The 21,429-nt window shown below is 67.0% G+C and carries 21 protein-coding genes; 13 read left to right on the top strand and 8 right to left on the bottom strand.

The annotated features are described in order from the left end of the window. Position 1: 1 nt before the first annotated feature. From AC3EF3_RS12220 to AC3EF3_RS12245, 6 genes are all read left to right on the top strand, one after another. Positions 2–1,039, top strand: coding sequence for a branched-chain amino acid ABC transporter permease (locus tag AC3EF3_RS12220; RefSeq protein ID WP_488532422.1), 1,038 nt, complete (start codon positions 2–4; stop codon positions 1,037–1,039). Next, positions 1,039–2,808: a branched-chain amino acid ABC transporter ATP-binding protein/permease gene (locus AC3EF3_RS12225; protein ID WP_488532423.1), complete on the top strand. Its 1,770-nt coding sequence runs from the start codon at positions 1,039–1,041 to the stop codon at positions 2,806–2,808. Before AC3EF3_RS12220 ends, AC3EF3_RS12225 begins: the two co-directional genes overlap by 1 nt. Next, on the top strand, positions 2,808–3,566 hold the full coding sequence (locus tag AC3EF3_RS12230; protein WP_488532424.1) for an ABC transporter ATP-binding protein: 759 nt from the start codon (positions 2,808–2,810) through the stop codon (positions 3,564–3,566). Before AC3EF3_RS12225 ends, AC3EF3_RS12230 begins: the two co-directional genes overlap by 1 nt. Next, entirely contained in the window at positions 3,563–4,045 is a 483-nt protein-coding gene (locus tag AC3EF3_RS12235) for a MarR family winged helix-turn-helix transcriptional regulator (protein ID WP_488532425.1), read from the top strand. Before AC3EF3_RS12230 ends, AC3EF3_RS12235 begins: the two co-directional genes overlap by 4 nt. A 91-nt stretch (positions 4,046–4,136) precedes the next feature. After that, positions 4,137–4,463, top strand: coding sequence for a winged helix-turn-helix transcriptional regulator (locus tag AC3EF3_RS12240; protein WP_488532426.1), 327 nt, complete (start codon positions 4,137–4,139; stop codon positions 4,461–4,463). Next, positions 4,460–5,626: a fumarylacetoacetate hydrolase family protein gene (locus AC3EF3_RS12245; protein WP_488532427.1), complete on the top strand. Its 1,167-nt coding sequence runs from the start codon at positions 4,460–4,462 to the stop codon at positions 5,624–5,626. Before AC3EF3_RS12240 ends, AC3EF3_RS12245 begins: the two co-directional genes overlap by 4 nt. 150 nt (positions 5,627–5,776) lie before the next feature. On the opposite strand, the gene AC3EF3_RS12250 is transcribed toward AC3EF3_RS12245, so the two are convergent. The 3 genes from AC3EF3_RS12250 to AC3EF3_RS12260 all read right to left on the bottom strand — a co-directional run bounded on the left by AC3EF3_RS12250 (position 5,777) and on the right by AC3EF3_RS12260 (position 8,097). Beyond that, positions 5,777–6,544: a LytR/AlgR family response regulator transcription factor gene (locus tag AC3EF3_RS12250; protein ID WP_488532428.1), complete on the bottom strand. Its 768-nt coding sequence runs from the start codon at positions 6,542–6,544 to the stop codon at positions 5,777–5,779. Next, entirely contained in the window at positions 6,541–7,623 is a 1,083-nt protein-coding gene (locus tag AC3EF3_RS12255) for a sensor histidine kinase (RefSeq protein ID WP_488532429.1), read from the bottom strand. Before AC3EF3_RS12255 ends, AC3EF3_RS12250 begins: the two co-directional genes overlap by 4 nt. Before the next feature lie 90 nt (positions 7,624–7,713). Beyond that, positions 7,714–8,097, bottom strand: coding sequence for a RidA family protein (locus AC3EF3_RS12260; RefSeq protein ID WP_488532430.1), 384 nt, complete (start codon positions 8,095–8,097; stop codon positions 7,714–7,716). A gap of 167 nt (positions 8,098–8,264) precedes the next feature. Between AC3EF3_RS12260 and grpE the strand changes: the two genes are divergently transcribed. The 4 genes from grpE to AC3EF3_RS12280 all read left to right on the top strand — a co-directional run bounded on the left by grpE (position 8,265) and on the right by AC3EF3_RS12280 (position 12,693). Further along, positions 8,265–8,885: a nucleotide exchange factor GrpE gene (gene grpE / locus AC3EF3_RS12265; protein WP_488532431.1), complete on the top strand. Its 621-nt coding sequence runs from the start codon at positions 8,265–8,267 to the stop codon at positions 8,883–8,885. Between the two features lie 83 nt (positions 8,886–8,968). After that, positions 8,969–10,906: a molecular chaperone DnaK gene (gene dnaK, locus AC3EF3_RS12270; protein WP_488532432.1), complete on the top strand. Its 1,938-nt coding sequence runs from the start codon at positions 8,969–8,971 to the stop codon at positions 10,904–10,906. A gap of 71 nt (positions 10,907–10,977) precedes the next feature. Further along, on the top strand, positions 10,978–12,123 hold the full coding sequence (gene dnaJ, locus AC3EF3_RS12275; protein ID WP_488532433.1) for a molecular chaperone DnaJ: 1,146 nt from the start codon (positions 10,978–10,980) through the stop codon (positions 12,121–12,123). A 69-nt stretch (positions 12,124–12,192) separates the two neighbouring features. After that, on the top strand, positions 12,193–12,693 hold the full coding sequence (locus AC3EF3_RS12280; protein WP_488532434.1) for a MarR family winged helix-turn-helix transcriptional regulator: 501 nt from the start codon (positions 12,193–12,195) through the stop codon (positions 12,691–12,693). On the opposite strand, the gene AC3EF3_RS12285 is transcribed toward AC3EF3_RS12280, so the two are convergent. Further along, positions 12,690–13,775: a PA0069 family radical SAM protein gene (locus AC3EF3_RS12285; protein ID WP_488532435.1), complete on the bottom strand. Its 1,086-nt coding sequence runs from the start codon at positions 13,773–13,775 to the stop codon at positions 12,690–12,692. The two genes, AC3EF3_RS12280 and AC3EF3_RS12285, sit on opposite strands and share 4 nt — an antisense overlap. Before the next feature lie 119 nt (positions 13,776–13,894). On the opposite strand from AC3EF3_RS12285, the gene AC3EF3_RS12290 reads away from it, so the two are divergent. The 3 genes from AC3EF3_RS12290 to AC3EF3_RS12300 are packed head-to-tail and all read left to right on the top strand — an operon-like array spanning position 13,895 to position 16,845. Beyond that, on the top strand, positions 13,895–14,470 hold the full coding sequence (locus AC3EF3_RS12290) for a GbsR/MarR family transcriptional regulator (RefSeq protein ID WP_488532436.1): 576 nt from the start codon (positions 13,895–13,897) through the stop codon (positions 14,468–14,470). A gap of 1 nt (position 14,471) precedes the next feature. Next, positions 14,472–15,833 carry a cytochrome ubiquinol oxidase subunit I gene (locus AC3EF3_RS12295; RefSeq protein ID WP_488532437.1) on the top strand — a complete coding sequence of 454 codons (1,362 nt, stop codon included), beginning with the start codon at positions 14,472–14,474 and terminating at the stop codon, positions 15,831–15,833. A 10-nt stretch (positions 15,834–15,843) separates the two neighbouring features. Further along, positions 15,844–16,845 (top strand): cytochrome d ubiquinol oxidase subunit II, encoded by a 1,002-nt coding sequence (locus tag AC3EF3_RS12300; protein ID WP_488532438.1) that lies wholly within the window; start codon positions 15,844–15,846, stop codon positions 16,843–16,845. On the opposite strand, the gene AC3EF3_RS12305 is transcribed toward AC3EF3_RS12300, so the two are convergent. Genes AC3EF3_RS12305 through AC3EF3_RS12320 form a run of 4 tightly spaced genes read right to left on the bottom strand, consistent with a single transcriptional unit; the run spans position 16,842 to position 21,326 of the window. Next, positions 16,842–17,825 (bottom strand): NAD(P)H-dependent flavin oxidoreductase, encoded by a 984-nt coding sequence (locus AC3EF3_RS12305; RefSeq protein ID WP_488532439.1) that lies wholly within the window; start codon positions 17,823–17,825, stop codon positions 16,842–16,844. The two genes, AC3EF3_RS12300 and AC3EF3_RS12305, sit on opposite strands and share 4 nt — an antisense overlap. Before the next feature lie 13 nt (positions 17,826–17,838). Next, on the bottom strand, positions 17,839–19,629 hold the full coding sequence (locus AC3EF3_RS12310) for an acyl-CoA dehydrogenase (protein WP_488532440.1): 1,791 nt from the start codon (positions 19,627–19,629) through the stop codon (positions 17,839–17,841). A gap of 12 nt (positions 19,630–19,641) precedes the next feature. Then, entirely contained in the window at positions 19,642–20,574 is a 933-nt protein-coding gene (locus tag AC3EF3_RS12315; protein WP_488532441.1) for an electron transfer flavoprotein subunit alpha/FixB family protein, read from the bottom strand. A 2-nt stretch (positions 20,575–20,576) separates the two neighbouring features. Then, on the bottom strand, positions 20,577–21,326 hold the full coding sequence (locus tag AC3EF3_RS12320) for an electron transfer flavoprotein subunit beta/FixA family protein (protein WP_488532442.1): 750 nt from the start codon (positions 21,324–21,326) through the stop codon (positions 20,577–20,579). Positions 21,327–21,429: the final 103 nt, after the last annotated feature.

The raw sequence follows: 21,429 nt of genomic DNA on the forward strand, positions 1-21,429 counted from the left end.
CTTGGACCTGTCGATCGCGTCCATCCTCGCCCTCGACGGGCTGACGAACGGGGCCGTCTACGCGCTGCTGGCGCTGGCGACGGTCCTGCTGTTCGCCGTCACGCGGGTGATCTTCATCCCGCAGGGCGAGTTCGTCGCGTTCGGCGCGCTCACGCTCGCCCTGTTCCAGGCGGGCAAGGTGCCGGGCACGGTGTGGTTCCTGCTCGTGCTGGCGGGGGTGGTGGCGCTGTCGGACATCGTCAATGGGGTCCGGCAACGCCGCCGCGCCTCGCGCATCGCGAAGCAGGTGGCGCGCACGCTCGCCTTTCCGGTCGTGATCTCGCTCGTCGCGCTCTGGGCGGCGCCCCGCGGGTGGCCGCTGCTCGCGCAGGCGCTGCTCACGCTTGCACTGGTCACGCCCTTCGGCAATCTGATCTACCGCATCGCCTACGAATCGCTGGCCGACGCGTCGGTGCTGGTGCTGCTGATCGTCTCCGTCGGCGTGCATTTCGCGTTGGTGGGACTGGGCCTGTTCTTCTTCGGCGCCGAGGGCTTCCGCAACCCCAGCTTCTGGGATGCGCGCTTCTCCGCGGGAGCGCTGTCGCTCACGGGGCAGACCGTGATCATCTTCCTGGTGTCGATCGCCTTGATCGTGATGCTGTGGCTGCTCTTCGAGCAGACGCTCGTGGGCAAGGCCTTGCGCGCGACGGCCGTCAATCGCCTCGGCGCGCGCCTCATGGGCATCTCGTCGGCCGGTGCGGGGCGCCTCGCCTTCACGATGGCCGCCTTCATCGGCGCGCTGTCGGGCCTGCTGATCGGGCCGACCACGACGATCTTCTACGACAGCGGCTTCCTGATCGGCCTGAAGGGCTTCGTCGCAGCGGTGTTCGCGGGGCTTTCCAGCTATCCGCTCGCGCTGGTCGGCGCGCTGGGCGTCGGCCTGCTGGAAAGCTTTGGCTCGTTCTGGGCCAGCGCCTTCAAGGAAGTGATCGTCTTCTCGGCGATCCTGCCGGTGCTGCTGTGGCGGTCGCTGCGCGATCCGCACAGCGAGGAGCATTGATGGCTGCGTTGCGCCGTTTCGGCTTTCCGCTCTTCGCGCTCCTGATGATCGCGCTGCCGGCGCTGCCGGTGCCGGACTTCTGGATTTCGCAGAGCTCGTACATCGGCATGTACGCGCTCGTCGCACTCGGGCTCGTGCTGCTCACCGGCGTGTCGGGCCTCACGTCCTTCGGCCAGGCGGCCTTCGTCGGCATCGGCGCCTACACCGCGGCCTTCATGACGGTGAAACTCGCGGCCTCGCCCTGGCTGGCCCTGCTGCTCGGCGTGGGCATTGCGATCGCCGCCGCGCTGGTCGTCGGCGCGATCACGCTGCGCATGTCGGGCCATTACCTGCCGCTCGCGACCATCGCCTGGGGCCTCGCGCTCAATTACACGATGGCCAACATGGACTGGCTGGGCAAGTACGACGGCCTCGTCGGCATCCCGACCCTGCACATCGGCAGCATCGACGTCGGTACCGGGCGCGGCCTGCATTTGCTGATCTGGATCTTCGCCCTGGTCGCGGCCGTCGCCGTGACCCACCTGCTCGATTCACGGCCGGGCCGCGCGATCCGCTCGCTCAAGTCCGGCAGCACGATGGCCGAGGCGATGGGCGTCTCCACCTTCCGCTACAAACTGGTCGCGTTCGTGATCGCGGCGGTGCTCGCCGCCGTGTCCGGCTGGCTCTTCGCGTTCTTCCAGCGCACGGTGAACCCGACACCCTTCTCGCTCGGCAAGGGCATCGAATACCTCTTCATGGCGGTGCTCGGCGGTGTCTCGCATGTGTGGGGCGCATTCCTCGGCGCCGCCGTCGTCAAGCTGACGGACGACCAGTTGCAGGTGCTGCTGCCGAAGATCATCGGCACCAGCGGCAACTTCGAGACCATCGTGTTCGGCATCGTGCTGGTCGTGGTGCTGAAGTACGCGCCCGACGGCCTGTGGACCTTCTTCCGCCGCTGGGTGCCCGAAGTACGGCGCACACGCGACTGGGACAACGTCGCCGCCCTGCCGCAGCGCGACAAGCCCTCGCACGGCGAGGCGCTGCTGCAGGTGGACAAGGTGCGCAAGGAATTCGGCGGCCTGGTCGCGGTGAACGACGTGAGCTTCGACATCCGTGCCGGCGACATCGTGGCGCTGATCGGCCCCAACGGCGCCGGCAAGTCCACCACCTTCAACCTGATCACGGGCGTGCTCGCGTTGACGTCCGGTCGCGTGAGCTTCCGCGGCCAGGAGATCAGCGGGCTGCCCTCGCGTACCATCGCCGCACGCGGCATCTCGCGCACCTTCCAGCACGTGAAGATGAACCCGGACATGACCGTGCTGGAGAACGTCGCGCTGGGCGGCCACCTGCGCGGCGAGATGGGCACTACGCGCGCGATGCTGCGCATGGACCGCGACGAGGAACGGCGTCTCTTCGCCGAAGCGGAAAAGCAGCTCGCGCGCATCGGCATGGCCGATCGCATGCACGAGCTCGCGGGCAACCTGGCGATGGGGCCGCAGCGGCTGATGGAGATCGCCCGCGCCCTGTGCACCGACCCGGCGCTGCTGCTGCTCGACGAGCCGGCCGCCGGCCTGCGCCACAAGGAGAAGCAGGCCCTCGCGCGGGTGCTGCGCCAACTGAAGTCGGAAGGCATGAGCCTCCTGCTGGTGGAGCACGACATGGATTTCGTGATGGGCCTGGCGGATCGCATCGTCGTGATGGAGTTCGGCACGCGCCTGATGGAAGGCACGCCCGCGCAGGTGCAGGCGAGCCCCGCCGTGCGTGCCGCGTACCTGGGGACGGAGCATTGATGGCCGGCCCGCTGCTCGAAGTCAAGGACCTGCACGCCGGCTACGGCCGCGCGGAAGTGCTCACGGGCGTGAACCTGAAGCTCGAAGCGGGCCAGGTCGTCACCGTCATCGGCCCCAACGGCGCCGGCAAGTCGACGATGCTCAATGCGTTGATGGGCGCGCTGCCCTGCCGTGGCCGCGTGACGTTCGACGGAAAGGATCTCGCCGAGCTCACGCTGGAAGAGCGCGTGATGGACGGCCTCGCCCTCGTGCCCGAACGCCGCGAGCTGTTCGGCACGATGCCGGTGGAAGACAACCTGCTGCTCGGTGGCTGGCGCGCGATGAAGTTGCGCATGCCGGACCGGGAGAAGGAACTTGAGCGCGTCTACGCGCTGTTCCCGCGCCTGAAGGAGCGGCGCGCGCAAATGGCGGGCACGCTCTCCGGCGGCGAGCGCCAGATGCTGGCCGTGGGCCGTGCGCTGATGTCGCGGCCGAAGCTGCTGATGCTCGACGAGCCGAGCCTGGGCCTCGCGCCGCTGGTCGTGCGCGAGATCTTCCGCATCATCGACACGCTGCGCGCGAGCGGCGCGAGCATCCTGCTCGTCGAGCAGAATGCGCGCGCCGCGCTCGATGTGGCCGATTACGGCTACGTGCTCGAAACCGGCGAGCTGCGCCTGGAAGGACCGGCGTCCCAACTGGCGCATGACGAGCGCGTGATCGATACCTACCTTGGGGCGTCGCGGCAGGCGCGTGCCGCCTGGATCCGGGAAACGGCATGAGTCCGTCTTCCCCCGCCCGCCGCGCCGTCAAGAACGCCGCCGCCCCATCCGTCGACAAGGTGGACACCCGCTTCCTCGAAGGGCTGATCGGCTACAACGCCCGGCGCGCGGCACTGGCCGTGATCGAGCTGTTCCTCAAGCGCATGGCGGTTTATGACTTGAGGCCGGTCGATTTCTCGGTGCTGTCGCTCATCACGCACAACCCGGGCATCACCTCGCGCCAGCTTTGCACCGCGCTGGGCATCCTGCCGCCCAACCTCGTGGGCATGGTGAATGCGCTGGAGAAGCGCGGGCTGATCGTGCGCCAGCCCCATCCGCGCGATGGCCGCGCCATGGGCCTGCACCTCGCCCCCGCGGGCCAGAAGCTGATGCGCGACGCGGAAAAAACGGCCCAGCAACTCGAGGCCGAGGCCGCGGGCAGGCTCACGGCCGCAGAGGTGAAAACCCTGATCCGGCTGCTTCAGAAAGTCTATCTGTAGCAAATCACGCATCTTGCTATTGTTTGTGTAGCAGGAACTGCGTACACTCGCCTCCCCGCTTCGCAAAAGCGCAGCGCGATCCAGGAGGAGCATGAGTTCAAAGGAGCACGCCGCCACAAGCCAATTGCTGGGGCTGCTGGAGGCGCGGTACGCGATGCGCGTGCTGTGGGCGCTGCGCGACGGCCATGCACAGACCTTCCGCCTGCTGCAGGACAGCGTGGGCGGGATCACGCCCAACACGCTGAATACCCGCATCAAGGAATTGCGCGAAGCGGGCTTCGTGCACCACAACAACGAGGGCTACGTCGTCACGCCGGCGGGCTCCGAACTGCTCAAGCGCCTCAACGAACTCCCGGCCTTCGCGGCCAAATGGTCTGCGCTGCAGGCCAAGAAAAAATCCGCCACGACATCATCATGAAAGAACATCTCACCCCCGCTTCCGCCCTGCCGTCCGACGCGGACGCCGCGCTGCTCGTCGGGCGCGTGCACGTCGAAGGCCAGGGCGCCCTGCTCGTCCGCGTCACGCGCGAGGACGTGCACGACATCTCGCACCTGGCGCCCACCTGCAGCGACCTGCTGGAGCTGCCCGACCTGCCGCAGCTGCTGCGCAGCCACCGCGGCCGCCTCGTCGGATCCACAACGCAGGTCCTGCGCAACAGCGCGAGCGACACGCGCGATGCATCGCAGCCCTGGTTCCTCGCGCCCTGCGACCTGCAGGCGATCAAGGCGTCGGGGGTCACCTTCGTGTCGTCGATGCTGGAGCGCGTGATCGAGGAGCAGGCGCGCGGCGACGCGTCGAAGGCCGAGGCCGTGCGTGCCGCGGTGGTCGCGGTGATCGGCGAGAACCTCGCCGCCGTGAAGCCCGGCTCGCCCGAGGCGGCCCAGCTGAAGGACGTGCTCATCGCGCAAGGCGTGTGGTCCCAGTATCTCGAAGTGGGCATCGGTCCCGACGCGGAGATCTTCACCAAATCGCAGCCGATGAGCGCGGTGGGCACCGGCGCGGAGATCGGCATCCATCCGAAGAGCGAATGGAACAACCCCGAGCCCGAGATCGTGCTGGCGGTGAACAGCCGCGGCGAAACGATCGGCGCAACGCTGGGCAACGACGTCAACCTGCGCGACTTCGAGGGCCGCAGCGCGCTGCTGCTCGGCAAGGCCAAGGACAACACCGGCAGTTGCGCGATCGGCCCCTTCATCCGCATCTTCGACGACAGCTTCACGATGGACGACGTTCGCCGCTGCGACCTCGCGATGAAGGTCACCGGGCCCGAGGGCTTCGTGATGGACGGGTCGAGCTCGCTGTCCATGATCAGCCGCGACCCGCTGGACCTCGTGGGCCAGGCGATCGGGCCGAACCACCAGTACCCGGACGGCTTCGTGCTGTTCCTCGGCACGATGTTCGCGCCGACGCAGGACCGGCACGGTCCGGGCCAGGGTTTCACGCACGTCGTCGGTGACGTGGTCACGGTCTCGACGCCAAAGCTCGGGACGCTCGCCAACCGCGTCAACACCAGCGACCGCGTGGCGCCCTGGACCTATGGCGTGCGCGCGCTGATGAAGGACCTGGCGAAGCGCAAGTGACTTGGCGTGCGACCGCCGCGCGCGGTCCACGGACGCCGGGTGGCCGGATCACGGAAGTAAAGGAGGAGCTCGCAAGGGCGGCGTAGGCCGACCTTGCGGCGGGGGACATGGAGGGTGGAGGGCGCCTTGTCGGCATGAGCCCTCCCCTCTTCACATCTGCTGGAACAGGTGCACGTAGCTGCGGCTGACGGGCACTTTCTCCGCGCGACCCTTCAGATGCACTTCCCCGCCATCGCCCAGGTGGACGAACTGGCTCACGCGGTCCAGCGAGACGATCGCCGAGCGGTGCACCTGCACGAAGCGCTGCGGATCGAGCGTATCGGCCATGTCGCGGATCGATTTGCGGATCAGCGCCTCGCCGCCTTCCCACACCACCAGCGTGTACTTGTTGTCCGCCTTGAGGTAGATCACTTCATCGACCGGGATGAGCTTCACGGCTGTGCCGACAGAGGCCTTGATCCATTTCAGGTGCGCGGGCTGCGCAATTTGTTCGCGCAGTGCACGGGCGACGCGCTCGAGCGTCTCCTCGTAGCCGGCCGGCAGCGGTGACGGGGCCGCCAGGCGCTCCTGCAGGCGTTGCACCGTGTGGGCCAGCCGCTCGGATTCCACCGGCTTCATCAAGTAGTCGATCGCTCCCTGGCGGAAGGCCTCGACCGCGTACTTGTCGAAGGCCGTGACGAACACGACATGCGCATTGCGCCCGATGCAGCGCGCCGCCTCGATGCCGTTCATGCCCGGCATGTGGACGTCGAGAAAAGCGATTTGCGGGTGCAGGTCCTCGCAGAAGTCCACGGCCTCGCGGCCGTTGCGTGCCTGTGCGACCACCTCGAGGCCGGGCCACAGCGGCTTCAGGAGCGCAACCAGCCGCTCACGCAGCAGCGGTTCGTCGTCGGCAACCAGGGCGGTGGCAGCAATCATGCGTTCACGGCCTCGGGCAAATGGATGTCGGCACGCACCCCCTGGGGCTGCACTTCGGACAGCTCCACCCGTGCCTGCGGGCCGTAGGCGGCCTTCAGGCGCTCCTTCAGGTTCTTCAGTCCCGTGCCCTCGCCGGCGTCCTCGGACATGCCGACGCCGGTGTCCGCGACCCACAGATGCACGATGCCATTGCTGGAGCGGCGCGCGCCAACCTCGACGCGGCACGGTTCGCAGCACGGGTCGACCCCGTGCTCGATCGCGTTCTCCACCAGCGTGAGCAGCGCCATCGGCGGAAAGCGCAGGCCCTTCAGGTCGTCCGCGATATCGAGCCGGTAGGCGAGGCGGTCCGGCATGCGCATGTGCATCAGGTCCAGGTAGGCGCGCACCAGCGCGGCTTCGTCGCCCAGTGTCGCATCCTCCTGCTGGAACTGCGGCAGGCTGCTGCGCAGGTAGGCGATCAGGCTGCGAAAGAGCGGCGCGGCGCGTGGTGAGCCACTCTCGATGAGTTCCTGCACATTGGCCAGCGTGTTCAGCAGGAAGTGCGGCTGGATCTGGGCCGTGAGCAGCTTCAGCCGCGCGTCGGCCGCCTGCCGCTCGAGCATCTCGCGCTCGAGCGCGAACTTCAGCACCTGGGCCTGCGCCTGCGCGTCGCGCTGCCGCACCAGCGCGCCCAGCGCGGCGAAGGTGCCGATGACCAGCGCCGCCATGGTGATGAGGAAATAGCCGCGCACGTGCGGCGGCGAATTCACGAAGCGCGAGAAATCGCCGCCCGCCGTCAGCAGCTGCACGATCAGCGGCCCCAGGGGCGCGGCCAGCACGACGGCGATGACCTGCGCGACCCAGCGCGGCACCAGGCGCTGACTCCAGGCGCCCGCGGCCGTGAACGCCGCCAGCAGGATCATGCCGACCAGAAGCAGTTCGCCGAGGACCTCGACGTAGGTGTTGCGGGTCAGGGGCCGCAGCAACACGGCGAACACCGCGGCCGCGATGACCACACCCACGAGGGCGCGCGGGCGCGGCAGGAAGCGGCGCCCCGGCGCGGGCTCGGGAGCGGACGGGTCGGACGTTGGCGAAACCACGGCGCGAACCTTACGGCCGCGGCTCGACCGGGGTCAAGGCGCGGCGCTCGTGTTTGCGACGAACAGCGGATAGGCGGGTGCGAATGACGCCTAGGCGCGCTTCTTCGCCGTCACCTCGATCTCGATCTTCATCTTGGCGTCGAGCAGGCGGGCTTCGATCATCATGCAGGCGGGCCGCACGTCGCCGAAGTACTTGCGCAGCACCGGCCAGCAGGCCTCGAAATCCTCGCCGCGCGGCAGGACGTAGGTGACCTTGACCACGTCGGCCAGCGTCGCGCCGGCCTGCTCCAGCGCGGCCGAGATGTTCTTCAGGCACTGGTCCGCCTGCTGGGCCACGTCGTCCGAGATGGTCATCGTCTTGTAGTCGTAGCCTGTGGTGCCGGAGACGAAGACCCACTCGCCGTCGGCGACGGCGCGCGAATAGCCGATCTGGGCTTCGAAGGGGGATCCGGTACTGATGAGGCGGCGGGACATGGCGGTTTTCTCCTTGGGACAACCCTCCACTCTACAATCCCGCGCTTCGCCGGCGCCGAGCTCGACTTTTCGCGAGGACCCGCCGTCCCGCACCCTTGAAAAGGGTTTGGGGGCCCCAAGCTGCTGGCGAGTCCTCATTTCCAGCTAAGAAACACCCAAGATTCCCAATGAAAGAGCCCACCCGGATCGAACCCACCCTGGACGACCCCGTGGCGGCCCCGGCCAGCGCGGCGGGACAACAGCAACCCGCCTCCCCGGCCCAGGCAACTGCGCCTTCCGAGCCGCAGCAGGAGACCGCCCAGGCCGCCAATGACGCCGACGCCTTGTCCGAGGCCCAGGCCCGGATCGCCGAGCTGCAGGCAAAGAACAAGGAGCTTGGCGAGCAGTTCCTGCGCGCCCAGGCCGACATGCAGAACACCCGGCGCCGCGCCGAGGAAGAGATAGCGAAGGCGCGCAAGTTCGCCGTGGAAGGTTTTGCCGAATCCATGCTGCCCGTGGTGGACAGCCTGGAAGCCGGCCTCGCCCACAAGGACGCGTCGGCCGAAAAGATCCACGAAGGCGCCGAAGCTACACTGCGGCAGCTCAAGAGTGCTCTGGAGCGCAACAAGGTGGTCGAGATCAACCCGCCCGCGGGCGCGAAGTTCGATCCGCACCAGCACCAGGCGATCTCGATGGTGCCCGGCACTCCACAGGAACCGAACACGATCGTCAGCGTTTTGCAGAAGGGTTACCTGATCGCCGAGCGCGTGCTGCGCCCGGCGCTGGTCACGGTGGCGGCGCCGAAATAGTCCGGACGAGATCGCCCGAACGAGCTTGAAACGCCACACCTTATCCACAAGTAACCAACAATCGTAGATCCAGGAGAAACAGCATGGGACGCATCATCGGCATTGACCTCGGCACCACGAATTCGTGCGTCGCCATCATGGAAGGCCACACGCCCAAGGTGATCGAGAACAGCGAGGGGGCGCGCACCACGCCGTCCATCGTCGCCTACCAGGAAGACGGCGAGATCCTCGTCGGCGCTTCCGCCAAGCGCCAGGCGGTCACCAACGCCAAGAACACGCTTTACGCCGTCAAGCGCCTGATCGGCCGCAAGTTCGAGGAGAAGGAAGTCCAGAAGGACATCCACCTCATGCCCTACCAGATCGTCAAGGCCGACAACGGCGACGCCTGGGTGGAAGTGCGCGGCAAGAAGCTCGCGCCGCCGCAGGTGTCCGCCGAGGTGCTGCGCAAGATGAAGAAGACGGCCGAGGACTACCTCGGCGAGCCGGTCACGGAAGCCGTGATCACGGTGCCCGCGTACTTCAACGACTCGCAGCGCCAGGCGACCAAGGACGCGGGACGCATCGCGGGCCTGGAAGTCAAGCGCATCATCAACGAGCCGACGGCCGCGGCCCTGGCCTTCGGCCTGGACAAGCAGGAAAAGGGCGACCGCAAGATCGCGGTGTACGACCTGGGCGGCGGCACGTTCGACATCTCGATCATCGAGATCGCGGACGTCGAGGGCGAGCACCAGTTCGAGGTGCTGTCCACGAACGGCGACACGTTCCTGGGCGGCGAGGACTTCGACCAGCGCATCATCGACTACATCATCGGCGAGTTCAAGAAGGACCAGGGCGTGGACCTGTCCAAGGACGTGCTCGCCCTGCAACGCCTGAAGGAAGCCGCCGAGAAGGCGAAGATCGAGCTGTCCAACAGCTCGCAGACCGACATCAACCTGCCGTACATCACGGCCGATGCGTCGGGCCCGAAGCACCTGAACATCAAGCTCACGCGCGCCAAGCTCGAAGCGCTGGTCGACGACCTGATCGAGCGCACGATCGAGCCCTGCCGCATCGCGATCAAGGACGCGGGCGTGTCCATCGGCGACATCCACGACGTGATCCTCGTGGGCGGCCAGACGCGCATGCCCAAGGTACAGGAGAAGGTCAAGGAGCTGTTCGGCAAGGAGCCGCGCAAGGACGTGAACCCCGACGAGGCCGTGGCCGTGGGCGCCGCGATCCAGGGCTCCGTGCTGGCGGGCGACCGCAAGGACGTGCTGCTGCTGGACGTCACGCCGCTGTCGCTGGGCATCGAGACGCTGGGCGGCGTCATGACCAAGATGATCCAGAAGAACACGACCATCCCGACGAAGTTCTCGCAGACCTTCTCCACGGCCGACGACAACCAGCCGGCCGTGACGATCAAGGTGTTCCAGGGCGAGCGCGAGATGGCCGTGGGCAACAAGCTGCTCGGCGAGTTCAACCTCGAAGGCATCCCGCCGGCGCCGCGCGGCCTGCCCCAGATCGAGGTGACCTTCGACATCGACGCGAACGGCATCCTGCACGTGTCCGCCAAGGACAAGGGCACGGGCAAGGAGAACAAGATCACCATCAAGGCGAACTCGGGCCTGTCGGAGGCCGAGATCCAGAAGATGGTGAAGGACGCCGAGCTGAACGCCGCCGAGGACAAGAAGAAGCTTGAACTGGTGCAGGCGAAGAACCAGGGCGAAGCGCTGGTGCACAGCGTGCGCAAGAGCCTCGGCGAGTACGGCGAGAAGCTCGATGCGGGCGAGAAGGAGAAGATCGAAGCCGCGATCAAGGACGTCGAAGGCGTCCTGAAGGGCGAGGACAAGGACGCGATCGAGGCGAAGACGACGGCGCTGATGACGGCGAGCCAGAAGCTGGGCGAGAAGATGTACGCCGACATGCAGGCCGCGCAATCCGCCCAGGCTGCCGGTGGCGGCGAGCAGGCCGGCGGCGCGGAAGCCAAGCCTGGCGACGACAATGTCGTCGACGCGGAAGTCAAAGAGGTCAAGAAGGGCTGAGCGCGAGCATCAGTTCACCAGCGACCCGCCGCGTTCATCGCGGCGTTGTCGCTTGAAGAACACGAGAAACGATGGCCACCAAAAGAGACTATTACGAAATCCTCGGCGTGCCGAAGAACGCTTCGGACGAGGAGATCAAGAAGGCTTATCGCAAGCTCGCGATGAAGTACCACCCTGACCGCAACGAGGGTGACAAGAACGCCGAAGCCAAGTTCAAGGAAACCAAGGAAGCCTACGAGATGCTCTCCAGCCCGGAGAAGCGCTCGGCTTACGACCAGTTCGGCCACGCGGGCGTGGACCCCAACATGCGCGGCGGCTTCGGCGGACCGGGGGCGGAAGGCTTCGGCGGCTTCGCCGAGGCGTTCGGCGACATCTTCGGCGACATCTTCGGCGGCGGCCGGCCGGGCGCGGGCGGCGGGCGCCGGCAGGTCTACCGCGGCGCGGACCTCTCGTACGCGATGGAGGTCACGCTGGAGGAAGCGGCGGCCGGCAAGGAAGCGCAGATCCGCATCCCCTCGTGGGAGAGCTGCGAAACCTGCCACGGCAGCGGCGCGAAGCCCGGCACGCAGGCCAAGACCTGCACCACGTGTAATGGGGCGGGCGTCGTGCAGATGCGCCAGGGTTTCTTTTCCGTGCAGCAGACCTGCCCGCACTGCCGCGGCACGGGCAAGATCATCCCCGAGCCCTGTCCCACCTGCCATGGCCAGGGCCGCCTGAAGAAGCAGAAGACGCTGGAGGTGAAGATCCCCGCCGGCATCGACGACGGCATGCGCATCCGCAGCGCCGGCAATGGCGAGCCGGGCACCAACGGCGGGCCACCGGGCGACCTCTACATCGAGATCCGCATCCGGAAGCACGATGTCTTCACGCGCGACGGCGACGACCTGCACTGCGTCGTGCCCATCACCGTGACGCGCGCCGCCCTGGGCGGCGAGATCGACGTGCCGACGCTGGCCGGCAACGCCGTGATCGAGATCCCCGAAGGCACGCAGGCCGGCAAGCAGTTCCGCCTGCGCGGCAAGGGCATCAAGGGCGTGCGATCGAGCTATCCCGGCGACCTGTACTGCCACATCGCGGTGGAAACGCCGGTGCGCCTGACCGAGCACCAGCGCAAGCTCCTCAAGGAGCTGGACGAATCGCTCAAGAAGGGCGGCACCAAGCACTCGCCCACCGAGGAATCCTGGGCCGACAAGCTGAGGGGATTCTTCAGCGCCTGACAACCTTTGACTTCCCCGACGGGAAGAGCACAATGCGTTGACCGCTGAGGCTCTTTCCGCGAGGGGGTCATGGACAGACAGCCCGCGTATCGCAACCTGCTCTCCTACCACGTGACGAGCACGGCGGATGCCTTGCGTCGCGGCGCAGCGATGCACATGCGCCGCGAACACGACGTCAGCCTGGCGCAGGTCCGGACCCTGGCCCTCATCGAAAGCCTGCAGCCGGTTCGCCTGCGCGACGTCGCCGCCGATGCCGGGGCGGACAAGGCGCAGATCAGCCGTGTCGTCTCCAGCCTCGTGAGCCGCGGCTTTGTGTCGCGCCGGACCATCACCGGCGATGCGCGATCGGCACACCTCGAGCTCACCGAATCCGGGCGGTACAAGATCGATGCCATCTGGCGCACGCTCGGCGCGCGGGATGAACGGCTGCGCACGTCGCTGCAACCGGCCGAAGCCAACCAGCTCATCGCCCTGCTGGCACGCGTGCGCAAGACAGCCGATGAGCTCACGACGGCCGAAGAAGGCCTGGAAGCGCAGCAGCAGCGCGAGAGCAGCGAACCGGTCTCCTAGAAGAGCTGGCCCTGACCGGCGCCGCCCGGCCGGCGGAACTGGCTCGTGTCGAGCACGATCCGCTCCCGGTTGAAGCCGATGCGCCGCGTCGCCTTCTCGAAGCGCTGCGCGATCAGCTCGGCCCAGGGACCGGTGCCCTTCATGCGCGTGGCGAAATCGCTGTCGTAATCCTTGCCGCCGCGCATGTCGTGGATGCGCGCCATGATGCGCGCCGCGCGTTGCGGGTAGTGCAGCTCCAGCCATTGGCGGAACAACGGGCTGACTTCCCACGGCAGCCGGATCACGTGATAGAAGGCACTGCGTGCGCCCGCCTCCCAGGCGGCCTCGAGCACCTGCTCCATGTCGTCGGTGAGGAAGGGAATCTGCGGCGCAAGGCTGACGGCCACCGGCACGCCCGCCTCCGACAAGGCCTTGATCGTGCGCAGCCGGCGATGCGGCGCGGCCGCGCGCGGCTCGAGCCTGCGAACCAGCTCCGCATCGAGCGACGTCACGGTGACGCTCACCGCCGCCAGGCGCATCTGCGCCAACGGCGCAATGAGGTCCAGGTCGCGCTCGACACCGCTCGACTTGGTGGTGATGCCGAAGGCGTGCCTCGTCTCGTGCATCAACTCGATCACTGCACGCGTGAGCCGCAACTCGCGCTCCACCGGCTGGTAGCAATCCGTCGCCGTGCCGATCGCGATCAGCCTCGGCTCGTAATGCGTCTTCGCGAGTTCCGCGCGCAGCAGCGGCGCGATGTTGCGCTTCGCGATGATCTTCGTCTCGAAGTCCAGCCCGGGCGAGAGGTTGAGGTAACTGTGGGTCGGCCGCGCGTAGCAGTAGATGCAGCCATGCTCGCAGCCGCGATACGGGTTGATCGAGCGGTCGAAGTAGACGTCCGGCGAATCGTTGCCCGTGACGATGCTGCGCGCGTCTTCCCAGATCACCTCGGTCTTGGGGACGGTGCGCTCGTCGACGCACTGCTGCAGCGACGACCAGCCGTCGTCGAAGTCGTGGCGCTCGTCTTTCTCGAACCGGTGTGCCAGCCGTGTCGCCGCGCCGCGACCCTTGAGAGCCTGGAGGGGAATGCGGGTTTCGCTCACTCCATAACTGTACATGCATACAGCATTTGATGCAACGTGGGCGCGAGCAAAGACCCTCGGCTGAGTTCTGTAATTTCAGCAGTTACTGAAATCACGAAAATCTCTCCTACAATTGCGCCATGTCATTGCAGGAACACCTGCCACCACTGTCGGCCCAGTTCGTCGCGCACTTCGGCGAAATGGGCAGCCGGTGGGGCATCAATCGGACCGTGGGGCAGATCTACGCCCTCCTCTTCATCGCGCAGCGGCCGCTCAATGCCGACGAGATCGGAGACGCGCTCGAGTTCTCACGCTCCAACGTCAGCATGGGGCTGAAGGAGCTGCAATCGTGGCGGCTCGTGCGGCTGCGCCACTTCCCCGGCGACCGGCGCGAATACTTCGAGGCGCCGCAGGACGTGTGGGAGATCTTCCGCGTGCTGGCCGAGGAGCGCCGCCGCCGCGAGATCGAGCCCACGCTTTCGATGCTGCGCATGGCGCTGCTGGAGGAGCCGCGCAACGAGGCCGACCAGCACGCGCAGGCGCGCATGCGCCAGATGCACGACCTGATCGAGCGGCTGGTGACCTGGTTCGACGACGTACAGAAGCTCGCGCCCGAGACGGCGTTGCAGCTCATGGGCATGGGCGCGCGCGTGACGCGCGTGCTCGAGCTGAAGGACCGAGTGACGGGCAAGGGCCCGCGGAAACTGGAAGGCTGACATGGACACCTTGCTGCTCTCGCGCCTGCAATTCGCCGCGAACATCGGCTTCCACATCCTCTTCCCGACGATCAACATCGCGCTGTGCTGGTTCATCGTCTACTTCCGGCTGCGGCGCAGCGGCGCGAAGGACGCAGCGCAGGCGCGCCAGTGGGAAGAGGCCTATTACCTGTGGACCAAGATCTTCGCGCTGACCTTCGCGCTGGGCGTGGTCACCGGCATCACGATGAGCTTCCAGTTCGGCACCAACTGGCCGGGCTTTATGCAGCGCGCGGGCAACATCGCCGGGCCGCTGCTCGGCTACGAAGTGCTGACGGCGTTCTTCCTCGAGGCGACTTTCCTCGGGATCATGCTGTTCGGGCGCAGCCGCGTCTCGGACCGGGTGCACCTGTTCGCGACACTGATGGTCGCCGCCGGCACGACGACGTCGGCCTTCTGGATCCTGAGCCTCAACTCATGGATGCAGACGCCGCAGGGCTACGAGATCATCGACGGACGCTTTCATGCGACGAGCTGGCTCGAGGTGATCTTCAATCCCTCGTTCCCCTACCGGCTCACGCACATGATGCTCGCCTCGACGCTCACGGCGGCGTTCCTGATCGCGGGCCTGTCCGCATGGCAATTGCTGCGGGGCACTGCGAACGGCGGTACCCGCCACGCATTGCGCGCGGGCGTGATCGCCGCGGCGATCGCGATCCCGCTGCAGATCTTCGTGGGTGACCAGCACGGCCTGAATACGCTGGAACACCAGCCCGCCAAGATCGCGGCGATCGAAGGCATCTGGCACACCGAAAAGAGCGCGCCGCTGACCCTCTTCGGCTGGCCGAACGAGAAGGAAGGCCGGACCGATTACGCCCTGCAGGTGCCCAAGCTCGCGAGCCTGATCCTGGCGCACGACTTGGACGCGGAACTGAAGGGGCTCGATGCCTTTCCCAACGCGCATCCGCCCGTGGCGGGCGTGTTCTGGAGCTTTCGCATCATGGTCGGCGTGGGCCTGCTGATGCTGGCGGTGTCCTGGTGGTGTGCCTGGGGGCTGCGGCGTGGCGCGCTCTCGCCGTGGCACCTGCGCGTGCTCTCGGCGATGACCTTCGCCGGCTGGGTCTCCACGCTGGCGGGCTGGTGCGTCACGGAGATCGGCCGGCAACCGTTCCTGGTGTACGGCCTGCTGCGCACGGCGGACCTCGTGGGGCCGCACGAGCCGGGGACGGTGCTGTCCACGCTCATCGCCTACCTGGCGCTCTATGCCTTCCTGCTGGTGTCCTATGTACTCGTGCTGATGTACATGGCCAGCCACCCGGCCCAGCCGGCGGGCCAGGGTCCCCAGCGACCGACGACGGCCGAACCAGTCCGCGGGCGCGCGTGAGGAGACGACCATGAACTTCACCGCTGCAGACATCCTTCCCCTCGTCTTCATGGGCGTGATGGGCCTCGCACTGCTCGTGTATGTCGTGCTCGACGGCTACGACCTGGGCGTCGGCCTCCTGCTGCCCTTCGCCACCGACCCCCAGAAGGACGTGATGGTCGCGAGCATCGGCCCGTTCTGGGATGCCAACGAAACCTGGCTGGTGCTGGGCATCGGCGTGCTGCTCATCGCCTTCCCGATCGCACATGGCATCGTGCTGACGGCGCTGTACCTGCCGGTCGCCGTCATGCTGATCGGCATCATTCTCCGCGGCGTGTCTTTCGATTTCCGTGTGAAGGCGCGCGCCGCGCACAAAGGCTTGTGGAACCGGCTGTTCTCGCTCGGCTCGCTGCTCGCGGCAGCAGCGCAAGGCTGGATGCTGGGCAGCTATCTCACCGGCTTCGACCATGGCCTGTGGCCGCAGCTGTTTGCGATCGGCATCGCGGTGACGCTGCCCACCGCCTACGCCGTGCTCGGTGCGGGTTGGCTGATCATGAAGACGGATGGCGAGCTGCAACAGCGCGCCGTGGCATGGGCGCGCAAGGCGCTGTGGCCGATGGGCGCCGCGCTCGTCGGCATCTCGCTCGCCACACCGCTCGTGAGCCACACGGTCTTCGAGCGCTGGTTCGCGCTGCCGCAACTGATCGCGCTGCTGCCGATTCCCGTCGCCTGCGCCGCCGCGTTCTTCTCGGCCTGGCACGTGCTCTCGCGTCCGCGCGTGGTGCAAGCGGGCTACGGCTGGGTGGTGTTCGGCGGCACGGTGCTGATCTTCGTGCTCTCGTTCCTCGGGCTCGCCTACAGCCTGTACCCGTACATCGTCATCGACCGCCTCACCATCTGGCAAGCCGCCGCCGATGCGAAGTCGCTGATGTTCATCTTCGTCGGCGTCGCGATCACGCTGCCGGCGATCGTCATCTACACGATCTTCATGTACCGCGTGTTCTGGGGACGCGCGCGGGAGCTGTACTACTAGGCCGCCTCGGCCTCGCGCACGAGGCCGAGCCGCTCGCGCGCCTGGTCGTACTCGCGCTTCAGCCGCGCGATCAGGGCTGCAGCGCCGACGACCTCGCTCACGGCGCCGATGCCCTGGCCGCAGCCCCAGATTTCCTTCCAGGCCTTGGGCTTGCTGCCCTCGCCGCCGCCGAAGTTCATCTTGGTCGGGTCGCTCTCGGGCAGCTTGTCCGGGTCCAGCCCCGCCGCGCGGATCGAAGGCTTGAGGTAGTTGCCGTGGACGCCCGTGAAGAGGCTCGAGTACACGATGTCGTCGGAGTTGCTCTCGACGATGCACTGCTTGTAGGCTTCACTGGCACGCGCTTCGTTGGTCGCGATGAAGGCCGAGCCGATGTAGGCGAAATCCGCGCCCATGGCCTGCGCCGCGAGCACGGCGCCGCCGGTCGCGATGGAGCCGGACAGCGCGAGCGGGCCGTCGAACCACTGCCGGATTTCCTGCACCAGCGCGAACGGGCTCTTGATGCCCGCATGCCCGCCGGCGCCCGCCGCCACGGCGATGAGGCCGTCCGCGCCCTTCTCGATGGCCTTGTGCGCGAAGGCGTTGTTGATGATGTCGTGCAGCACGATGCCGCCGTACGAATGGATCGCGTCATTCACGTCCGTGCGCGCGCCCAGCGACGTGATGATCACCGGCACCTTGTACTTCACCACCATTTCCATGTCGTGCTCGAGCCGGTCGTTGCTCTTGTGCACGATCTGGTTGATCGCGAAGGGTGCGGCCGGCTTGTCCGGGTTCGCGCGGTTGTAAGCGGCCAGCGTTTCCGTGATCTCGTGCAGCCACTCGTCCAGCTGCGATGCCGGCCGCGCATTGAGCGCGGGCATCGAGCCGACGATCCCCGCCTTGCACTGCTCGATCACGAGCTTGGGGTTGCTGATGATGAACAGCGGCGAGCCGATGACGGGCAGGCGCAGGTTCTTGAGGGCAGTCGGGAGTTTGGACATCAATGCCTCGAAGTCAGAACGCTTCCACGGGAAGCGCCGTCACACTGTCGGCGCCTTCGACGATCGCATCGCGCAGGCCGGGCGCCTTCGCGAGGATGTGCTCGGCATAGAAGCGCGCCGTGGCGACTTTCGCCTCCATGAACGCCTTGTCTTCGCCCTTGGCCGCGAGGTCCTCGGCCACCAGCAGCGAACGCGCCAGCTGCCAGCCGGCGACGAGGTTGCCGGCCAGCATCAGGTAAGGCACGGAGCCCGCGAAGGCCGCGTTTGGCGACGACTTCGTGTTCGACGCGATGAAGGCCACCGCGTCGGTGAACGCCTGCCGCGCCGCGGCGAGCCGCTTGTGCATGGCCTTGGCCGCGACGCTGCCGCGCCTGGCGAGTTCGCCCTCGGTCTTCTCGATCTGCGCAGCGATCGCGCGCGCCGTCTGACCGCCGTCGCGCGCGGTCTTGCGGCCGACCAGGTCGTTCGCCTGGATCGCAGTCGTGCCTTCGTAGATCGTGAGGATCTTCGCGTCGCGGTAGTGCTGCGCCGCGCCGGTCTCCTCGATGAAGCCCATGCCGCCGTGCACCTGCACGCCGAGCGACGTGACTTCCAGGCTCATCTCGGTGCTGTAGCCCTTCACCAGCGGCACCAGGAACTCGTAGAACGCCTGGTTCTGCCGGCGCATTTCCGCATCGGGATGATGGTGCGAGGCGTCGTACGCGGCCGCAGCCACGCTCGCCATCGCACGGCAGCCTTCTACGTAGGCGCGCATCGTCATCAGCATGCGCTTGACATCGGGGTGGTGGATGATGGGCGCGCTCTTGTTCATGGAGCCGTCCACCGGCCGCGACTGGATGCGCTCCTTCGCGTACGCCGCCGCCTGCTGATAGGCACGTTCCGCCACGGCGATGCCTTGCACGCCGACGGCATAGCGCGCGGCGTTCATCATGATGAACATGTACTCGAGGCCGCGGTTCTCCTCGCCCACGAGGTAGCCGATCGCGCCGCCGTGATCGCCGTACTGCAGCACGGCGGTGGGCGAGGCCTTGATGCCGAGCTTGTGCTCGATCGAGACGCAGTGCACGTCGTTGCGCGCGCCGAGCGAGCCATCCTCGTTCACCAGGAACTTCGGTACGACGAACAGGCTGATGCCCTTGACGCCTTCCGGTGCGCCGGACACGCGGGCCAGCACCAGGTGCACGATGTTCTTCACCATGTCGTGCTCGCCGTACGTGATGAAGATCTTCGTGCCGAAGATCTTGTACGTGCCGTCGGGCTGCGGCTCGGCGCGCGAGCGCACCAGCGCCAGGTCCGAGCCGGCTTGCGGCTCGGTCAGGTTCATCGTGCCGGTCCACTCGCCGCTGACCATCTTCTCGAGATAGATGGCCTTGAGGTCATCGGAGCCGGCCGTGAGCAATGCCTCGATCGCGCCATCGGTGAGCAGCGGGCACAGCGCGAAACTCAGGTTTGCCGCATTGAGCATCTCGCCGCACGCGGCGCCGATCGTCTTGGGCAGGCCCTGGCCGCCGAAATCCTGCGGGTGCTGCAGCCCCTGCCAGCCGCCCTCGGCGAACTGGCGGAAGGCTTCCTTGAAACCCGGCGTCGTGGTGACCTCGCCGTCCTTCCACGAGGAAGGGTTGCGGTCACCCGTGACGTTCAGCGGCGCCACGACCCCCTCGTTGAACTTCGCGCATTCCTCGAGCACGGCTTGCGCCGTGTCGAATCCCGCTTCCTCGAAGCCCGGCATCTTCGCGATCTCGTCGATGGCGGCGAGATGCTTGATGTCGAACAGCATGTCCTTGACGGGGGCCTTGTAGCTCATGAGGGTCTCCGCTTACAGCGCCTTGATCAGCTCGGGAATCGCCGTGAACAGGTCCGCTTCCAGCCCGTAATCCGCCACCGAGAAGATCGGCGCTTCCGGGTCCTTGTTGATCGCCACGATCACCTTCGAATCCTTCATGCCCGCCAGGTGCTGGATCGCACCCGAAATGCCCGCGGCGATATACAGCTGCGGCGCGACGATCTTGCCGGTCTGGCCGACCTGCAGGTCGTTCGGGGCGTAGCCTGCATCCACGGCGGCGCGGCTGGCGCCGATGGCGGCGCCCAGCTTGTCCGCGAGCGGCGTCATCACCTCCTGGAACCTCTCGGCCGAGCCCAGCGCGCGGCCGCCCGAGACGATGATCTTGGCGGCGGTGAGTTCCGGCCGGTCGTTCTTGGCGATCTCGTTGCCTTCGAACCTGCTCTTGCCCGAATCGGCCGCGGCCGCCACGCTCTCCACGGCCGCCGAGCCGCCGGTGGCGGGCGCGGCGTCGAAGCCGGTGGTGCGCACGGTGATCACCTTCTTCTCGTCCAGGCTCTGTACCGTGGCGATCGCGTTGCCCGCGTAGATCGGGCGCTCGAAGGTGTCCGCGGCATCGACCTTGATGATGTCGGAGATCTGGCCGACGTCGAGCTTCGCGGCCACGCGCGGGGCGATGTTCTTGCCGCTGGCCGTGGCCGGGAACAGGATGTGGCTGTAGTTGCCGGCGATCGCGAGGACTTGCGCAGCAACGTTTTCGGCGAGGCCGTGCGCGAACTGATCGCCGTCCGCGTGCAGGACTTTCGAGACGCCCGCGACCTGCGCGGCCTGCTTCGCCACTTCACCGGCGTTGTGGCCCGCGACGAGCACGTGGACGTCGCCGCCGCATTTCGCAGCGGCCGTGACGGTGTTGAGGGTCGCGCCCTTGAGGGTCGCGTTGTCGTGTTCGGCAATGACGAGTGCGGTCATGGTCAGATCACCTTCGCTTCGTTCTTCAACTTGGCCACGAGCGTCGCGACGTCGGGCACCTTCACGCCGGCGCCGCGCTTGGGCGGCTCGGCCACTTTGAGGGTCTTCAGGTGCGGCTTGATGTCCACGCCCAGGTCGGCCGGCTTGAACGTGTCGAGCTGCTTCTTCTTGGCCTTCATGATGTTGGGCAGCGTGACGTAGCGCGGCTCGTTCAGGCGCAGGTCGGTGGTGACGACCGCGGGCAGCGTGATCGAGACGGTCTCCAGGCCGCCGTCGACTTCGCGCGTCACTTTTGCCTTGCCATCGGCCACTTCGACCTTCGAAGCGAAGGTGGCCTGCGGCAGGTCGGCCAGCGCCGCCAGCATCTGGCCGGTCTGGTTGCAGTCGTCGTCGATCGCCTGCTTGCCCAGGATCACCAGGCCCGGCTGCTCCTTGTCGACGATGGCCTTGAGCAGCTTGGCCACCGAGAGCGGCTGCAGTTCATCGGTCGTCTCCACGAGGATGGCGCGGTCGGCGCCGATCGCCATGGCCGTGCGCAGCGTCTCCTGGCATTGCGCGACGCCGCAGGACACCGCGATCACCTCGGTGGCGATGCCCTTCTCCTTCAGGCGCACCGCCTCCTCGACGGCGATCTCGTCGAAGGGGTTCATGCTCATTTTCACGTTGGCGATGTCCACGCCCGTGTTGTCCGACTTGACGCGGACCTTCACGTTGAAATCGACCACCCGTTTGACCGGGACCAGGACCTTCATGCTGGGTCTCCTTGCGAGTTTCTGGGAATTGACGTTTACGTAAACGGAATATCTGGATTCTAGGCGCCGGGGCCTCGCGGCCATTGTCGTTCCGCCGTCAAAG

It is taken from the genome of Ramlibacter sp. GS1-15 (genome assembly GCF_057785015.1).

Excerpts from the sequence above, each read along its gene's own strand:
- AC3EF3_RS12300 (WP_488532438.1), top strand. The coding sequence starts at position 15,844 with ATGAACTTCACCGCTGCAGACATCCTTCCCCTCGTCTTCATGGGCGTG.
- AC3EF3_RS12225 (WP_488532423.1), top strand. The coding sequence starts at position 1,039 with ATGGCTGCGTTGCGCCGTTTCGGCTTTCCGCTCTTCGCGCTCCTGATG.
- AC3EF3_RS12235 (WP_488532425.1), top strand. The coding sequence starts at position 3,563 with ATGAGTCCGTCTTCCCCCGCCCGCCGCGCCGTCAAGAACGCCGCCGCC.
- AC3EF3_RS12320 (WP_488532442.1), bottom strand. The coding sequence starts at position 21,326 with ATGAAGGTCCTGGTCCCGGTCAAACGGGTGGTCGATTTCAACGTGAAG.
- AC3EF3_RS12230 (WP_488532424.1), top strand. The coding sequence starts at position 2,808 with ATGGCCGGCCCGCTGCTCGAAGTCAAGGACCTGCACGCCGGCTACGGC.
- grpE (WP_488532431.1), top strand. The coding sequence starts at position 8,265 with ATGAAAGAGCCCACCCGGATCGAACCCACCCTGGACGACCCCGTGGCG.
- AC3EF3_RS12260 (WP_488532430.1), bottom strand. The coding sequence starts at position 8,097 with ATGTCCCGCCGCCTCATCAGTACCGGATCCCCCTTCGAAGCCCAGATC.
- AC3EF3_RS12315 (WP_488532441.1), bottom strand. The coding sequence starts at position 20,574 with ATGACCGCACTCGTCATTGCCGAACACGACAACGCGACCCTCAAGGGC.
- AC3EF3_RS12305 (WP_488532439.1), bottom strand. The coding sequence starts at position 17,825 with ATGTCCAAACTCCCGACTGCCCTCAAGAACCTGCGCCTGCCCGTCATC.
- AC3EF3_RS12245 (WP_488532427.1), top strand. The coding sequence starts at position 4,460 with ATGAAAGAACATCTCACCCCCGCTTCCGCCCTGCCGTCCGACGCGGAC.
- AC3EF3_RS12295 (WP_488532437.1), top strand. The coding sequence starts at position 14,472 with ATGGACACCTTGCTGCTCTCGCGCCTGCAATTCGCCGCGAACATCGGC.
- AC3EF3_RS12250 (WP_488532428.1), bottom strand. The coding sequence starts at position 6,544 with ATGATTGCTGCCACCGCCCTGGTTGCCGACGACGAACCGCTGCTGCGT.
- AC3EF3_RS12310 (WP_488532440.1), bottom strand. The coding sequence starts at position 19,629 with ATGAGCTACAAGGCCCCCGTCAAGGACATGCTGTTCGACATCAAGCAT.
- AC3EF3_RS12240 (WP_488532426.1), top strand. The coding sequence starts at position 4,137 with ATGAGTTCAAAGGAGCACGCCGCCACAAGCCAATTGCTGGGGCTGCTG.
- AC3EF3_RS12290 (WP_488532436.1), top strand. The coding sequence starts at position 13,895 with ATGTCATTGCAGGAACACCTGCCACCACTGTCGGCCCAGTTCGTCGCG.
- dnaJ (WP_488532433.1), top strand. The coding sequence starts at position 10,978 with ATGGCCACCAAAAGAGACTATTACGAAATCCTCGGCGTGCCGAAGAAC.
- dnaK (WP_488532432.1), top strand. The coding sequence starts at position 8,969 with ATGGGACGCATCATCGGCATTGACCTCGGCACCACGAATTCGTGCGTC.
- AC3EF3_RS12280 (WP_488532434.1), top strand. The coding sequence starts at position 12,193 with ATGGACAGACAGCCCGCGTATCGCAACCTGCTCTCCTACCACGTGACG.